Source organism: Caulobacter sp. 05L422 (assembly GCF_056397765.1).
The window spans coordinates 69,335-85,491 of record NZ_JBFTOB010000027.1 but is presented as its reverse complement, the minus strand read 5'-3'; the positions used below and the strand labels follow the sequence as shown (position 1 = coordinate 85,491).

Annotated in this window: 13 protein-coding genes; 8 read left to right on the top strand and 5 right to left on the bottom strand. The window is 68.3% G+C overall.

Annotation, left to right across the window (positions count from 1 at the left end; genetic code table 11):
- On the top strand, window positions 1–285 hold a 285-nt coding region (locus AC1DMQ_RS22615; RefSeq protein WP_477035240.1), incomplete at its 5' end, for a hypothetical protein.
- A gap of 339 nt (window positions 286–624) precedes the next feature.
- Window positions 625–1,257 (top strand): DJ-1/PfpI family protein, encoded by a 633-nt coding sequence (locus AC1DMQ_RS22610; RefSeq protein WP_477035787.1) that lies wholly within the window; start codon window positions 625–627, stop codon window positions 1,255–1,257.
- 4 nt (window positions 1,258–1,261) lie between these two features.
- Here the strand turns inward: AC1DMQ_RS22610 and AC1DMQ_RS22605 are convergent, their stop codons facing one another.
- Window positions 1,262–3,394: an alpha-glucuronidase family glycosyl hydrolase gene (locus AC1DMQ_RS22605; RefSeq protein ID WP_477035786.1), complete on the bottom strand. Its 2,133-nt coding sequence runs from the start codon at window positions 3,392–3,394 to the stop codon at window positions 1,262–1,264.
- A gap of 197 nt (window positions 3,395–3,591) precedes the next feature.
- Here AC1DMQ_RS22605 and manD point away from each other — a divergent pair, with 197 nt between their 5' ends.
- From manD to AC1DMQ_RS22590, 3 genes are all read left to right on the top strand, one after another.
- Window positions 3,592–4,803, top strand: coding sequence for a D-mannonate dehydratase ManD (gene manD, locus AC1DMQ_RS22600; protein ID WP_477035785.1), 1,212 nt, complete (start codon window positions 3,592–3,594; stop codon window positions 4,801–4,803).
- Window positions 4,804–4,931: 128 nt separating this feature from the next.
- Window positions 4,932–5,684 (top strand): FadR/GntR family transcriptional regulator, encoded by a 753-nt coding sequence (locus tag AC1DMQ_RS22595; protein ID WP_477035784.1) that lies wholly within the window; start codon window positions 4,932–4,934, stop codon window positions 5,682–5,684.
- Between the two features lie 31 nt (window positions 5,685–5,715).
- On the top strand, window positions 5,716–6,195 hold the full coding sequence (locus AC1DMQ_RS22590; protein WP_477035783.1) for a surface-adhesin E family protein: 480 nt from the start codon (window positions 5,716–5,718) through the stop codon (window positions 6,193–6,195).
- A gap of 36 nt (window positions 6,196–6,231) precedes the next feature.
- Here the strand turns inward: AC1DMQ_RS22590 and AC1DMQ_RS22585 are convergent, their stop codons facing one another.
- The 3 genes from AC1DMQ_RS22585 to AC1DMQ_RS22575 form a co-directional block, all read right to left on the bottom strand.
- Window positions 6,232–7,569, bottom strand: coding sequence for an LLM class flavin-dependent oxidoreductase (locus tag AC1DMQ_RS22585; RefSeq protein ID WP_477035782.1), 1,338 nt, complete (start codon window positions 7,567–7,569; stop codon window positions 6,232–6,234).
- A 173-nt stretch (window positions 7,570–7,742) separates the two neighbouring features.
- The gene (locus AC1DMQ_RS22580; protein WP_477035781.1) at window positions 7,743–8,207 is read right to left on the bottom strand and encodes a hypothetical protein; all 465 of its coding nucleotides are present in this window, start codon (window positions 8,205–8,207) and stop codon (window positions 7,743–7,745) included.
- Between the two features lie 135 nt (window positions 8,208–8,342).
- Window positions 8,343–10,757, bottom strand: a complete 2,415-nt coding sequence (locus tag AC1DMQ_RS22575) for a glycoside hydrolase family 3 N-terminal domain-containing protein (RefSeq protein ID WP_477035780.1) — start codon at window positions 10,755–10,757, stop codon at window positions 8,343–8,345.
- 187 nt (window positions 10,758–10,944) lie between these two features.
- On the opposite strand from AC1DMQ_RS22575, the gene AC1DMQ_RS22570 reads away from it, so the two are divergent.
- From AC1DMQ_RS22570 to AC1DMQ_RS22560, 3 genes are all read left to right on the top strand, one after another.
- Window positions 10,945–12,210: an SGNH/GDSL hydrolase family protein gene (locus AC1DMQ_RS22570; RefSeq protein ID WP_477035779.1), complete on the top strand. Its 1,266-nt coding sequence runs from the start codon at window positions 10,945–10,947 to the stop codon at window positions 12,208–12,210.
- Between the two features lie 136 nt (window positions 12,211–12,346).
- Complete coding sequence (locus AC1DMQ_RS22565; RefSeq protein WP_477035778.1) at window positions 12,347–13,519, top strand: alpha/beta hydrolase; 1,173 nt, start codon at window positions 12,347–12,349, stop codon at window positions 13,517–13,519.
- 137 nt (window positions 13,520–13,656) lie between these two features.
- Entirely contained in the window at window positions 13,657–15,030 is a 1,374-nt protein-coding gene (locus tag AC1DMQ_RS22560) for a glycoside hydrolase family 28 protein (protein WP_477035777.1), read from the top strand.
- A 171-nt stretch (window positions 15,031–15,201) separates the two neighbouring features.
- On the opposite strand, the gene AC1DMQ_RS22555 is transcribed toward AC1DMQ_RS22560, so the two are convergent.
- Window positions 15,202–16,092, bottom strand: coding sequence for a LysR family transcriptional regulator (locus AC1DMQ_RS22555; RefSeq protein WP_477035776.1), 891 nt, complete (start codon window positions 16,090–16,092; stop codon window positions 15,202–15,204).
- Window positions 16,093–16,157 lie beyond the last annotated feature (65 nt).

Sequence of the window (16,157 nt, the reverse complement as noted above, 5' to 3'; positions counted from 1 at the left end):
CTGCGTCTGAGCCAGGTCTACCGGAAGGGCTCGCAGTCCAGCGGCGCCAACCAGAACGGCGTCACCGCCGCGGCGCTGTTCGCCGACGACTACAAGCAGACCGACTTCTCCTCCAGCTTCGACCTGGAGAAGATCTTCGGCCTGGGCAATGTGCCGCAGCTGACCTTCAACGTGACCAACATCACCAACGAAAAGCTGCGCTCGCACTTCCAGTACGACAACGCCACCTTCACCTACTACAAGCCCGGCCGTCAGGTCCTCGTGGGCATGCGGGCCACCTTCTAGACGCGAGACGGGAACGGACGGCGCAAACGCTGTCCGTTCCCGTTGGCGCTCCGCGCTCAAGATCATGCGGATCAACATCACCAAGGAAAAGCAGCGTCAGACCTTCCAGTACGACAACGCCGCCTTCACCCTCTACGGCCCGGGCGCCACCTATCTGATCGGCATCCGCGGCCAGTTCTAAGACCTGACGCGAAACCACCTTCCTTCGCGTTTCCCCAACGGCGTGTCTTCGGACACGCCGTTTTTCTATGCCCGCCACCTGACCACCATCGTGGATTGACCAACCACGATAAGACGCGTCAAGGTTGCTTTCTGATAGAAGAACAAGGGAGGGGCGAGATGAGGCTGGGCATACCCGTCTACGAGGGGGTCGACCTGCTGGACGCCACCGGTCCGGCCGAGATGTTCTACTGGGCCGGCAAGAACCAGCCGCTCGAGACCCTGATCCTTTCCGAGGACGGCGGTCCGGTGACGGCGATGAACGGCATCCGCTTCGAGGCCCACGCCAGCTTCGCGGAGGTTCCGGCCCTGGACGTGCTGTGGGCGCCCGGCGGCGATCCCAAGGTGCTGGGCCAGATCATGAGCGATCCCTGCTCGCCCTACCTGGCCTATCTGCGCCAGGTGGCCGAGGACGCGACATGGGTATGCTCGGTGTGCGAGGGCGCGCTGTTGCTGGCCCAGGCGGGCCTGCTGGATGGGCACAAGGCCACGACGCATTGGGCGTTCATCGCCTGCCTGCAGAGCTTTTGCGAAATCGACGTCGACACCAGCAATCCGCGCTTCGTGGTGTCGGGCAACCGGCTGACCGGCGGCGGCATCTCGTCAGGGCTCGACGAGTCCCTGCAGCTGATCATGATGCTGTTCGGCCAGGCGGCGGCCGAGTACGTCCAGGTTCAGACCCAGTACTTCCCCGACCCGCCGGTGATGGGGACCATTCCCCCCACCCCGGCGTGCCCGGTGACCTGGTCGTGACGCGTTAGCCGCCGCCAGGCGCGTAGGGGAAGCTCAGGCCTTCGTAGTAGTCCAGCGAATGGGCCGGAGCCTCTTCGCCGGCCGGCAGCGGCAGGCCGGAGAAGGTCTGGAAGTAGGCGATAGAGGCGTCACGCCACCACTGGGCCTCGTTGCGCTGGATGGCCAGGAAGTCGGCGACCTGGGCATGGCGCTCGGGGTCGACATAGGGGGCCAGGCCCGCCCAAGTCTTGCCCATGCCGTCCACCGTGGCGACGCCGCGCGAATAGTGGGTGACCATGCCGTCCCACAGGGTCTGGCCGGACTTCAGCTTGTAGGTCCACGGCAGGTGGTGGAACCACAGCAGTTCCTTCTCGTCGACGGTCTTCAGGTCCGAGAAGCGCTTGGCGACGACCGGGGCGTACTGAGCGGTGGCGTTGCTGCCCGTGGCGGTGCGGTCGAAGCCGATCCCGTCCTTGCCGGCCTTGGCGTAGTAGACGCTGGTCCAGTCAGCGCGCGGCCCGCCCGTCACCCAGGGACCCGGACCGTAGTGGTGACTGCGGCCCATCTGGTGGTGCAGACCCAGCGGGGTCATGTAATCGACCGCCGCCTCGCGCGAACCCATCATCATGTCCACGGTCGGCGCGACGAAGCGCGGATCGGTCGAGAAGGTCATCTTCGCCCAGTCGGCGGCGATGTCCTTGGTCGAGGCTTCGGGATCCCAGGCCAGGCGGCCGAAGACGTACCAGTTGGCCTGGTCGAACTGCGAGCCCGACCAGTTGCGGTCGCGGCCGATGTTCGAAACCCCGGCCATCAGGGTGAGGGGGCGATTGTCCAGCCCGCCGTCCACCACCTTGGCCACGGTGGAGCCCGCGCCGTGGGCGTAGGTGTCCGACTTCAGGGTCTCCTCGAAGAGCGGGCCCAGATAGACCAGGTGGGTGGCGAAGCCGAGGTATTCCTTGGTGATCTGGAACTCCATGCCGAGGTTGGTCTTGGGCATGGCGCCGAACAGCGGGTGGAACGGCTCGCGGGGCTGGAAGTCGATCGCCCCGTTCTTGACCTGGACGATGACGTTGTCGCGGAACTGGCCGTCGAACGGCTTGAACTCGCTGTAGCCTTGCTTGGCGCGGTCGTCCGGCTGTTCGTGCGAATAGACGAAGGCCCGCCACATCACGATGCCGCCGTGCGGCCCAACGGCGTCGGCCAGCATGTTGGCCCCGTCGACATGGGTGCGGCCGTAGTCCTGCGGGCCGGGCTGGCCTTCCGAATTGGCCTTCACCAGGAAGCCGCCGAAGTCGGGGATGACCTGGTAGATCTCGTCGGCCTTGGCCTTCCAGAAGGCGCGCACGCCCGGGTCCAGCGGATCGGCGGTCTTCAGGCCGCCGATCTCGATCGGGGCCGAGAACCGGGCCGACAGATAGACCTTGATGCCGTAGGGGCGGAACACGTCGGCCAGGGCGCCGGCCTTGGCGATATAGGGCGCTGTCAGGCTGTCGGCCTTGGCGTTGACGTTGTTCAGCACCGTGCCGTTGATGCCGATCGAGGCGTTGGCGCGGGCGTAGTCGACGTAGCGGGGATCCTTGTAGTCCGGCAGCTTCCACCAGTCCCACAGCGAGGCGCCGGCGTAGCCGCGCTCGACATGGCCATCCAGGTTGTCCCAGTGGTTCAGCAGGCGGTGATTGACCTTGGGGGCCGACAGGACGTCCAGCTTGTCGACGCCCTGCCCCGTCTGGATAAGGCGCAGATAGGCGAAGACGCCGTACAGCACGCCGACGTCGCTGTTGGCGGCGATGACCGTGGTCTTGCCCACCGTTCGGATCAGGTAGCCCTCCTCGCCCGCGCCCTTCAGCGGCAGGTTCAGGGCGGCGACGGCGGGCGAGCCGGCGGGGGTGCCGAGCAGAATCGAGGGGCCGTCCGAGGACGGCGCGCCGCCGACCAGGCCGTCCAACCCGCGCTGCAATTCAGCGCGCGCGTTCTTCAGCGTGGGGGTGTCGGCGCTGGGCGCGATCGCCCGGACCGCGGGACGCTGGGCCGCCGGCAACGGCCGATAGCGCAGCCATAGGTCATAGCCGTCTTCGGCATGAGCCGCCGAGGCGCTCAGGGACGCCGAGAACAGGCCCGCCGCTAGGCAGACCCCACGTACGAAGGACACAAGACGCATGTTTTCTCCCTGGCGACAGCATGCCGTGCGACGCGAGGGGGCGCGACGGTCTTGATCCTGTGATACCGCTACCTTGGGCAAAGGTCGAGACACCGTGACACCAGTGGTCAGACCAATAGGTTGACAACCGCGCCGCCTGATTTAGACCGATACCGCTACCATCCGATTTTTGCCGATCGGGTCAACGAAAGCGTCACATGCCAAAGATCACCGCCGCCAGAGTCATCGTCACGTGCCCAGGGCGTAACTTCGTCACCCTGAAGATCGAGACCAGCGACGGCGTCCACGGCGTCGGCGACGCCACGCTGAACGGCCGCGAGCTGGCCGTCGCCAGCTATCTGACCGATCACGTCATCCCCTGCCTGATCGGGCGCGACGCCCATCAGATCGAGGACATCTGGCAGTACCTGTACAAGGGCGCCTACTGGCGTCGCGGTCCCGTGACCATGGCCGCCATCGCCGCCGTCGACATGGCCCTGTGGGACATCAAGGCCAAGATCGCCGGCCTGCCGTTGTACCAGTTGCTGGGCGGCGCCTGCCGCACCGGCGTGATGGTCTACGGCCACGCCAACGGCGCAACGATCGAGGAGACCCTCGACAACGCCCAGGCCTATGCCGAGAAGGGCTACAAGGCCATCCGCCTGCAGTCGGGCGTGCCCGGGCTGAAGGGCGTCTACGGCGTCTCCAAGGACAAGTTCTTCTACGAACCCGCCGACGGCGACCTGCCGACCGAAAGCCTGTGGTCGACCGAGAAATACCTGCGCAGCGCCCCGGGCCTGTTCGAGGCCGCGCGCGACAAGCTGGGCTGGGACCTGCACCTGCTGCACGACGTCCACCACCGCCTGACGCCGATCGAGGCCGGCCGCCTGGGCAAGGACCTGGAGCCCTATCGCCCGTTCTGGATGGAGGACGCCGTCCCCGCCGAGAACCAGGCCAGCTTCCGCATCATCCGCCAGCACACCACAACGCCCCTGGCCGTGGGCGAGATCTTCAACTCGATCTGGGACTGCAAGCAGCTGATCGAGGAACAGCTGATCGACTATATCCGCGCGACAATTGTCCACGCCGGGGGCGTCACCCACCTGCGCAAGATCGCCAGCTTCGCCGACCTGCACCACGTGCGCACCGGCTGCCACGGCGCGACCGACCTGTCGCCGATCTGCATGGCCGCGGCCCTGCACTTCGACATGTCGATCCCCAATTTCGGCATCCAGGAATACATGCGCCACACCGAGGCGACCGACGCGGTCTTCCCGCACGCCTACACGTTCAACGACGGCATGCTCCACCCGGGCGAGACGATCGGCCTGGGTGTCGATATCGACGAGGCTGAAGCCGCCAAGCACCCCTACAAGCGCGCCTACCTGCCCATCGCCCGCCGCGAGGACGGCTCGATGCACGACTGGTGATCCGTCTCGCGGGAGGTCAAATCGAAAGGTTTGACCTCTTGGAGGCAAAATTGGCCCCACCAGCCAAGTCGGCTATGCTATCGCGAGTCCTGAGGGCGGCCCCGCCGCCGGAAAACTGACGAAAGCACATGGCCGAGAACGTCAAGCTCTACCGCCGCATCGCCGACTCGATCGCCGAGGCCATCGAGGGCGGCCAGTACAAGCTTGGCGACCGCCTGCCCACGGAACGCGAGCTGGCCGAGCAGTTCGGCGTCAGCCGCCCCACCCTGCGCGAGGCGATGATCGCCCTGGAAATGCTGGGCATGATCGAGGCCCGTCACGGCCTGGGCATCTATGTCACCGGCGACGTCCGTCCGGTCACCCCGGCCAGCGCCGAGCCCGCGTTCGAGATCGGGGCGTTCGAGCTGATCGAGGCCCGCCGCCTGTTCGAGGGCGAAGCCGCCGCCCTGGCCGCCACCGCCATCACCGACGACCAGATCCAGGAACTCGAGGCGCTGATGGAGCGCATGGCCCGCGAGGAGGAGATCCAGGGCGAGGACGCCGACCGCGAGTTCCACATGGTCATCGCCCGCGCCTCCGGGAACGGCGCGATCATCGCCACGATCGAGAACCTGTGGGACTGGCGCAACCGCTCGGCCCTGGCCCGCAACATCCTGACCCGCGCCCGCGGCATGGGGCTGGAGCCCCGCATCGTCGAGCACCGCCGGGTGTTCGAGGCCCTGAAGGCCCACGACCCCGCCGCCGCCCGCCAGGCCATGCGCGACCACCTGGAACGCGTCATCGACCACCTGCTGCACGCCACCGAGACCGAGGCCGTGGAACGGGCCAAGCAGGAAACCGGCGCGAGACGCAGCGCCATCGCCAAGCGCGTCGCCATCTGACAACGCCATCGCGGCTCATCTGGAGGCGGTCATGTTCGGTTTGATCCTGATGCTGCAGACGGCCCCGATCCAGGACGCGCCCTCCCCCGTCGACTCGGTGACGGTCTCCCCCGAGAAACAGGCGACCCAGCGGATGCCGCTATGGGCCGAGAAGATCCAGCCCAAGGACTGGCCGTTCATCGGCGGCGTCGAGGACCGCTCGATCCTGGTGTTCGCCAAGACCGCCGCCGCGCCGCCCGGATCGCCCTATCCGCAGGTCTGGATCCGCAACGAGTACAGCGCCGTGCAGACCGACGCCGCCGACGGAGTCGCGCTGGCGCCCTATCGTTCGGAAAAGCTGGTCGAGGAAGTCGACTGCGCCCGGCAGCTGTTCCGCAGGCTCAAGACCTACCGCCACAGCGACAACAACCTGGAAGGCTCGGCCCAGGCCTTGGGCTTCACCGAAGCGGCCTGGACCGTGCCCCAGCCCGACACCTTCGACGCCACGATCGTCCGCGACGCCTGCCTGTAGACGAGCCGCTCCAGGGCTCGTCCAAAGACCCCTCGATCACTCCGCGGCGATCCGCTGAGCGCTCCACCGATGCTCCGGCACGGGAAGCCCAAGGTGCCCGCGCAGCGTGTCGTGCTCGTACTCGGTGCGGAACAGGCCCTTGGCCTGCAGCAGCGGCACCACCGTCTCGCGGAACTTGGCGAAGACGCCCGGCCTGTCGACGCGCAGGATAAAGCCGTCCACCGCCTTGCCGACGAACCAGCGCTCGATCTCGTCGGCGATGGTCTGGGGCGAGCCGACGAAATCCGAACGCCAGCGTCCGAACCGTTCGGCGGTCTGGCGCAGCGTCAGCTTTTCTTCCTGTGCGATCCGGACGATCCGCTCGGCGCGTCCCTTGTAGCTGTTGAGGCTGAGGTTGCTGACGTCCGGGAAAGGCCCGTCGATCGGGTACTTGCGGAAGTCGTGGTAATTGAACGCCCGGCCCAGTTCGACCAGCGACTTGTCGATCTCGCGGCCGCCCGCGAGCGCTTCGGCCAGGGCCTGGGCTTCCTCGTCGGTGTCGGCGATGATCGGGGCCAGGCCCGGCAGGACGCTGATGTGGTCCGGGTCGCGACCCAGCGCGGCGGCGCGGGCCTTCAGGTCGGCATAGTATTCGACGGCTTCCTCGAACGTCTCGACGCCGGCGAACACGCCCTCGGCGATCTGCGCGCCGAGGTCCCGGCCCGCGCCGCTGACGCCGGCCTGGAAGATCACCGGCTGGCCCTGCGGCGAACGGCTCAGCGCCAGCGGACCGGCGACGGAGAAGAACCTGCCCTTGTGGTTCAGGGCGTGCTGTTTGGTCTTGTCGAGGAAGACGCCGGCGGCCTTGTCGCGCGGGAAGGCGTCGTCCTCGTAGCTGTCCCACAGCCCCTGGACGACGTCGACGAATTCACCCGCCCGCGCGTAGCGCTCGCCATGCTCGAAGTGCTCTTCGCGGCCGTAGTTCTTCGAGGCGCCTTCCAGGCCCGTCGTCACCACGTTCCAGCCGGCGCGCCCCTTGCTGATGTGGTCCAGCGAGCCGAACTGGCGGGCCACGTTGTAGGGCTCCCAGTAGGACGTGGTCAGGGTGCCGACCAGACCGATCTTCGAGGTCGAGACCGCCAGGGCCGACAGCAAGGTCAGCGGCTCCAGCCGGTTGAGGAAGTGCGGCGCCGTGTCGGGGGTGATGAACGGACTGTCGACGATGAACACCAGGTCGAACTTGGCGGCCTCGGCCAGCCTGGCGTTGTCGATGTACCAGTTGATGTCGATGCTGGCGTCGCCGGCCAGGTCGGGGTCGCGCCAGCTGGCGTGATCCATGCCCACCCCGCCCAGGATCGCGCCGAGTTTGAGTTGCCGGATGGGTTGCTGCGTCATGGTCAAGGCCTCGCGTTTGAAGCCTGAAGCTAGGACGCGGCGCGCCGGCGATGATAACGAGCACTCCTCAAGAGCCCGATGATCGACTTTAAACTGACGCAGAAAAGATCAATGATATCAGTCGATAGAGGCTTTTCTTGCGGCGACTGGAGGAAAACTGGGGGTGGCCGCCTCTACAGCCCCTGCCCCTTCAGCACGTCGGGATCGACCGCCAGGCCGTAGAGATAGCGGTGACGCGAGGCCGAGCCGCGCTTCAGCGCCTTCAACTGGGCGTTCTGCTCGTCGGTCAGCTTGAACGGCCGATAGCCGCGACCGCGCAGGCAGGACTCCAGCGCGGGCTCCAACTGGTCGGCGACGTTGTTCCAGATGCGGTACTGGTTGCGCTTGGAGCTTTCCATCACCTCGAAGACGTCCCCGCCGTCGAAGGCGAAAACCTGGTCGACCGAGGCCACGGAAACCGGCGCGGTGCTGCCGGCGATATAGGCGCATTCGACCGCGTCGGTGCGGTACTGCAGGAACGGGATTCCGGGCTTGCCCCAGCTCTGGCGATCGGGCGCGGGCTGGGCCCGGGCGACGCCGGCCAGGGACGCGAAAAGCCCGGCGGCGGCCAGGATCGAGAACGATCTTGAAGGACGCATCATCGGCCTCCTCGTTTCGCCGAGACTAACCCCCTCCGGGCCTCCGGGCCACCTCCCCCAGAGGGGGAGGATTTACACCGCGGATGCTCCCCTTCCGGGGGAGCTGTCGCGAAGCGACCGAGGGGGCTTCGCCGCCTAGACGACCGTCAGCGTCGCCGGCTTCAGCTGGGCCGAGTTCGGGCCCGACAGCAGGGTGAACTTGCCCGGCTCGACCACGCGCTTCATCTCCAGGTTCCACAGCGACAGGTCCAGCGGCGACACCTCGAAGGTGACCGTGGTCTTGGCGCCGGGCGCCAGGGTCACGCGCTTGAAGTGCTTCAGCTCCAGCAGCGGACGAGTCACCGAGGCGGCCTCGTCGTGGATGTAGAGCTGGACCACCTCGTCGCCGGCGACCTTGCCGGTGTTGGTCACGTCGACCTCGACCTTGACGCTCTCGTTGGTCCCGATGCTGGCCTTGACCGGACGCGGGGCCGAGATGTCGAACGTCGTGTAGGACAGTCCGAAACCGAACGGATAGAGCGGCGACGTCTCGTCGAACAGATAGCCGCGGCGGGCCGTGGGCTTGCGGTTGTAGTAGATCGGCAGCTGGCCCACGTCGCGGGCGATGCTGACCGGCAGCTTGCCGCCCGGATTGGCCCGGCCGAACAGGATGTCGGCGGCGGCGTTGCCGGTCTCCTGGCCCAGGTACCAGCCCTCGACGATGGCGTCGGCGCGTTCGGCCAGCAGGTTGATCGACAGCGGCCGGCCGTTCAGCAGGAACACCACCGTGGGCTTGCCCAGGTCGAAGATCGCCTTGGCCAGGTCGTTCTGCTGGCCGATCAGGTCCAGGCTGTCGCGATCGCCCAGGTGGTTGTCGGCCCAAGCCTCGCGGCTGGTCTGCTCGTTGTCGCCCAGCACCATGACGATGACGTCGGCTTGCTTGGCCACCTCGACGGCTTCGGCGATCAGCTTGGCGTTGACGGCCGGGTCGACCAGCTTGACCTCGTCCTGGGCCCAGATCCGGGCTTCGGTGATCCGCACGGCTTCGGCGTAGTCCAGCGTGAAGCCGCTCTTCTTGGCCTCGGCCTGCAGGCCCTCGTAGATCGACACCACGTGGCGCGGCACGTCGCTGTAGCCGCCGATCGGGGTGTCCTTGGCGTGGGTGCCCAGCAGGGCCAGGCGCTTGAACTTGCCCGGATCCAGCGGCAGCACGCCCTTGTCGTTCTTCAGCAGCACCACCGCCTTGCGCGCGGCTTCGCGGGCAAGGGCGACGGCTTCCGGCGTGGCGGTCTTGGCGTCGGCGGTCTTCTCGTCGGCGTAGGGGTTCTCGAACAGGCCGCCCTCGAACTTCATCGCCAGGACGCGCTCGACGGCCTGGTCGACCGCGGCCTGCGGGATCCGCCCCGCCTTCACCAGTTCCGGGATCAGCGCATAGGCCTCGCCGTCCGGCAGCTCGACGTCGACGCCGGCGTTCATGGCCATCACCGCCGTGTCGCCCAGATCGTCGGTCAGCTTGTGGCGGGCGATCAGTTCCTTGATCGCGAAATAGTCGCTCTGCACCGAGCCCTTGTAGCCCCACTCCTTGCGCAGGATGTCGGTCAGCAGCCAGCGGTTGGCGTGCGAGGGCACCCCGTCGATCTCGTTGTACGACGGCATGACCGAGCGGACCGGCAGCTCCTTCACCGCCCGTTCGAAGGGCGGGAAGAAGTTCTCGCGCAGCGTCCGTTCGGCGATCTGGGCCGGACCGACATTGGTGCCGTTCTCGGGCTGGCCGTGGCCGGTCATGTGCTTGAGGGTGACGAACACCTTGTCGGGGGCCAGCGGCAGGGTCTTGCCCTGGAAGCCGCGGATCGCCGCCAGGCCGATCTCGGCGCACAGGTGCGGGTCTTCGCCGTAGGTCTCCTCGATGCGACCCCAGCGCGGGTCGCGGGCCACGTCGACCACGGGGGCCAGGGCGATGTTCGAGCCCCGGGCGCGCATCTCGCGGGCGGCGACGGCGAAGATCTTCTCGGTCAGGTCGGTGTCGAAGGTCGAGGCCAGGGCGATGGCCTGCGGGAAGCTGGTGGCGTCGCGGGCGACGTAGCCGTGCAGGGCCTCGTCATGCATCAGCATCGGGATGCCCAGGCGGTTCTTTTCCATCGCCCACTTCTGGGCGGCGTTGATGTAGCGGGCGGTTTCCTTGGCGTTGCGGCCGATCGAACCGTCCTCGGCGCCGGCGGCAGCGCCCACGACCGTGGCGGGTTTCAGGCCCCGGCGATCGGTCGGGCGCGAGATCTGGCCCAGGCCGTTGGGGAAGTTCTTGCTGGCCTCGGCGGGCGAGAAGTCGCCCTCGGGGGTCTGGATCTTGGCCTTGGTCAGCCAGATGCCGACCAGCTGGGCGGCCTTTTCTTCCAGCGTCATGCGCGAGAGCAGGTCGCGGACGCGCAGTTCGACCGGCTGGGTCGGATCCTTGTAGAGCGCCTTGCCAGACCCTTGGGCGGCCGGAGCGGCGGCGCGGGCGATGGTCGAGGTCGCGGCGGCCAAGGCGGCCAGGCTGACGCCGAGCGTGCGGCGGGTGACGGTCTGGCTCATGATTTCTTTCGCTTCCCCACGATGGAACGGACCGTCGAACGGACGGTGGCGGCGTTGCTCGCCGACGTTGGGCGACAGTATGGAAGGTGAGGTCTGACCACTCAAGTTTTTTATGGTACCGGTCTCATTTCCTCGCCTAGGATTGGGCGAACGGTAAGACCCATCGTCGGACGGGCTGGAGGAAACCTTGGATATCGGAAAACGCGCCCTGGTCGGGCTGGCGATCGCGCTGTCGATCGGCGCCGCCCCCATCTCGACGGCTCAGGCCGCGCCCGCCAAGGCGGAAAAGGCCGAGCGCTGGGTGGCCAGCTGGGCCACGTCGCAGATGATCCCGGCGGCCAAGGACGCCCTGCCCGCCGCCGACGTCACCGACGGCACCCTGCGCCAGAGCCTGCGGCTCAGCACCGGCGGCGGCAAGATCCGCGTGCGGCTGTCCAACGCCTTCGGGACCGAGCCGCTGAAGCTGTCGGGCGCCCATGTCGCCCTGGCCGCCGCGCCCGGCTCTGCCCGCATCGACCCGGCCAGCGACCACGCCCTGACCTTCTCCGGTCGTCCGGAGGTGACCATTCCGGCCGGAGCCGAATACCTGTCCGATCCGATCGATTTCCCGGCCGCGCCCCTGGCGAACCTGGCGATCACCCTGCGCTTCGATGGCGCACCACCCGCCCAGCAGACCAGCCATCCAGGTTCGCGCACCACCTCGTGGTTCGGGGCCGGCGACCAGTTGGCGGTCGCCGAGCTGACCGGCGGCAAGTCGATCGACCGCTGGTTCGTGATTTCCGGCGTCGATGTGCAGCGCACCGCCGGCGCCAGCCTGGTGACGTTCGGCGACTCGATCACCGACGGCTACGGCGTCACCACCAACGGCAACAACCGCTGGCCCGACGTCCTGGCCGCCCGCCTGCAGGCCGACCCGCGCACCAAGGGCGTGGGCGTGCTGAACGCCGGCATCGGCGGCAACCGGCTGGTGCTGGACGGCCTGGGCCCCAACGCCATGGCCCGCTTCGACCGCGACGTGCTGAACCAGGCGAGCGTCAAGTACGTGATCCTGCTGGAGGGGGTGAACGACCTGGGCACCCTGACCCGCGAGCAGCCGGCCAGCCCCGAAGCCCACGCCGCCCTGGTGGTCCGGATGACCACCTCCTACGACCAGATGATCCGCCGCGCCCGCGAGCGGGGGATCAAGATCTACGGCGCCACTGTCATGCCCTATGGCGGGTCGGGCTACTACCACCCCGACGCGGTCAACGAGCAGGACCGCCAGGCGATCAACGCCTGGATCCGCGCGCCCGGCCGGTTCGACGCGGTGATCGACTTCGACAAGCTGATGGCCGACCCCGCCAATCCCAGCAAGCTGGCGCCCGGCTACGACTCCGGCGACGGCCTGCACCCCTCGCTGGCCGGCTACAAGGCCATGGCCGACGCGGTGCCGTTGGACCTGTTCACGCGCTGATCGGCTCGCGCGCCCGATCTCGCGCCATGCCGAACCGACATGGCGCGAGATCGGTTCGGCATTGGCCCGGGATCACCGTCGGGCGCACCCTCCCCGCTCAAGATCGCGCCAAGGCGGTCGCATGGGGAGACTGACGATGGCGAAATCCCGGGGCTGGCGCCGTATCGCGGTCGTCGCGGCGCTGGCGATGGCGGCCGTCGCCAGTCAGGCCCAGGCCGCCTCTCCGCCCCCGGCGATCGCCGACGTCGGGACTTTCTTTGTCGGCGGCCGCTACACGGCCGACGGCAAGGTCATGACCGGCCAGGCCCACGTGCTGTACCTGACCCCCGCCAAGCGCCGCCACAAGACGGCCCTGGTGTTCATCCCCGGCGCGGGCCAGACGATCACCAACTTCCTGTCGACGCCGGACGGCCGCCCCGGCTGGGCCAAGCTGTTCGTCGAGCAAGGCTGGGCGGTCTATCTGATGGACCAACCAGGGCGCGGCGCCTCGGGCTACGACCAGGGCGCCTACGGCCCCGCCAATCGCCAGCCGCCGGACTTCGTCGCCAAGCGCTTCACCGCCCCGCAGGACTTCGCGCCCCAGGACGGCCAGCCCCAGGGCTGGCCCCAGGCCAAGCTGCACGACCAGTGGCCCGGGATCGGCCCGGGGAGCGGCAAGGCGGGCGATCCGATCTTCGACCAGTTCTACGCCTCGCAGGTCTCCAGCGCGTCCGGCGGCGTCTCGGCCAAGCTGGTCGCCGAGGCGGGCGCGGCGCTGCTCGACAAGATCGGCCCCGCCGTGGTGATCACCCATTCGCAGTCGGGCGCGTTCGGCTGGGCGATCGGCGAGGCGCGGCCGGACCTGGTCAAGGCCATCGTCGCGGTCGAGCCCAGCGGCCCGGCCTTCTTCGGCGCCCCGTCGCCTTGGGGCGACAGCGACCCCGACAAGCTGTCCCGCCCCTGGGGCCTGACGACCACGCCCCTGGCCTACGCCCCGCCGCTGACCGATCCCGCCGACCTGGCCAAGGTCCAGGAGGCCGCGCCGGAACGCCCCGACCTGGTGCGCTGCTGGCTCCAGGCCGAGCCGGCCCGCAAGCTTGTGAACCTGTCGCGCTTCCCGGTCATGATCCTGATGTCCGAGGCCTCGTATCACGCCGGCTACGACCACTGCACCGCCCGCTACCTGATCCAGGCGGGGGTCAAGACCGACCTGGTGCGGATGGCCGACCACGGCCTGCACGGCGACGGCCACATGCTGATGCTGGAGAAGCACAGCGCCCAGGCGGCGGCGCTGATCGAGACCTGGCTGGACGCGCGCAAGCTGGATTGAGCCCAAGCCTCCAACCCATGCCCGTTCGGCATGACCTTGGCCGTCATCGGCATGGGCGTCCGGCCGCCTCCCGCCCTAGACTGCGCCGCCGCCAGCGACGCGCAGCCGTCGCGACGAACCTTGGGGAAGACCGACCGATGAAGAGCTCGACCGCGCGCCGCCTGATGATCGCCACCGCCGGGCTCGCCGCCCTGATGGGGGCGTCTTCCGTCCACGCCCAATCGGTCAACCGCTTCCCCGACAAGGTCTGCGACGTGCGCGACCACGGGGCCGGCGGCACCCGGATCTGGTTCGACACCGAGGCCTTCCAGGCCGCCATCGACGCCTGCGCAAAGGCCGGCGGCGGCACGGTGCGGGTGGTCCGCGGCGAATATCTGATTGGCCCGATCTGGCTGAAGTCCAACATCCGCCTGGAGATCCAGAAGGGCGCCGAGGTGCTGGCCGCCACCGACCCGGCCCTGTTCCCGCAGGGTGAACGGGCCGGCCTGATCAACATCAAGGACGCCGACAACGTCGCCGTGGTCGGCGAAGGCCTGATCGACGGCCAGGGCGCGGTCTGGTGGGAGCGGATCCGAGCGATCTGGCGCGCCAACCCCAACTTCGCCACCGACGGCCAGGCCCGCCAGCAGCAGAAGGACGACCGTCCGCGCCTGATCCTGGTGTCGCACAGCACCAATGTCCGCTTCGAGGGCGTGCGGATCGAGAACTCGCCGTCGTTCCACCTGGTGCTCAACGACACCGACCACGTGACGATCGACCGTGTACGGATCACCGCCCCATCCAGCGCTCCCAACACCGACGCCATCGACCCGATCAACAGCCGCCACGTGGCGATCACCAACAACGTCATCAGCGTCGGCGACGACATCGTGGCCATCAAGTCCAATGGGCCGGACGCGCGCTATCCGGACGCGGTGTCGTCCGACATCCTGATCTCGGGCAACATCATCCTGGCCGGTCGGGGCATCTGCATCGGCAGCGGCGCCAGCGGCGGCGTCGCCCGGGTGCGGGTTGAGAACAACAGCTTCGAGGGCTCTATGTACGGCCTGCGGATCAAGAGCATGCGTGGCAAGGGCGGCAAGGTCCGCGACGTGATGTTCAAGAACAACCGCATGAAGGACGTGGAGACCCCGCTGGTCTTCACCAGCTACTACGAGTACCGGCCGCTGGACATCAAGGCGGCGACCGCCCAGCTGAAGCCGGGCGGCTTCCTGCTGGGCAACCAGATCTGGCCCGGTCCCGACGACGCGGCCCAGCCCGTGGTCGCCGACAAGACGCCGGACATGGACGGGATCGTGGTCGACGGCCTGACCGCCACCGGCGCCGACTGGGCCGGCATCGTCGTGGGCCTGCCCGAGCGCCCGATCGCCGGCTTCACCCTGCGCAATGTGAGCATCCAGGCCAAGCGTGGCCTGCTGGTCCGCAACGCGGCGGTGACCACGACCAAGACGACCGTGGCCTCGGCGGACGGCGCGCCGTTCAAGGTCGAGGCGGGCGGATCGGTGAAATAGCCCCCAGGCCCCATGCCGATCCCGCATGACGGCACGCCGTATCGGCATTGGCCATCGGCCGCCTGACCACCCTATCGTCCACGGGCTTTGCCAACCGTGGCGGCCATGACCTCCACTGAAGCACCAGGGCGCCGACATCCCCCCGTCGGCGCCCTTCTTTTTGTCGGACGTCTAGCGAGCGGAAAGCTCGCTCCAGAACGCCTCGGCCGCCAGGCTCTGGCGGGCGGTCGGGCGGAACACCCGGATGTCGACCGGGATCTCCAGGTCCGCGCCGCCGGCCCGCACCAGCCGCCCCAGCGCCACCTCGCCCTCGACCAGGCTGACCGGCAGCCAGGCCACGCCCCTGCCCTCGCGCGCCATGGTCATCAGGCTGGCCGCCAGCCGCGCCGAGAACACCGTGCGCAGACCCTGGATGCGGTCGGCGAAGCGCTGGGCCTCGACGATCCGCCCAAGGCCCGACTCGTCGCTATAGGCCAGGTAGGGCACGTCCTGCGCGCTGTCGGTCAGGCTCCAGCGCGGCGCGCCGTCGGCGTCCGGCGCGGTGAACGGGGCCAGGGCGTCCTGGCCGACCACCGCCGAGCGGAACTGGGCCCCGAAGCGGCTGGGGGCGGCGGCATGGTGATGGCACAGCAGGAACTGCGCCTCGCCGTGCATCATCAGCTCCTCGCAGGCCTGCATGCTGTCGGAGATCAGCCGGATCGGACCCATGTTGGTCCCGGCCTCCAGGTCGCGCATCCATTGCGGGAAGAAGGTGAAGGACAGGGCGTGGGTGGCGGCGAAACGCAGGGTGGCCGCCTCCTGCCCGCCCGCCTCGCGGCTCTCGCGGCGCAGTTGGGTGATCCGGCGGATCAGCTCGTCGGCGCCGGTTCGAAACTGCTGACCGGCGGCGGTCAGGGTGACACCGGGCGTGGCGCGGTCGAACAACGACGTGCCCACCCAGTCCTCCAGCGCCCGTACGCGGCGGCTGAACGCGGGTTGGGTCACGTGCCGGTTTTCAGCCGCCCGCGAGAAGTTGCCCGTCTCGGCCAGGGCGACGAAATCTTCGAGCCAGATCAATTCCATAGATCATGCCTGTTGCGCATAGCGATCGCCGAGAACGGCATTGGCTCGCGATTTCCCGCGTGCCT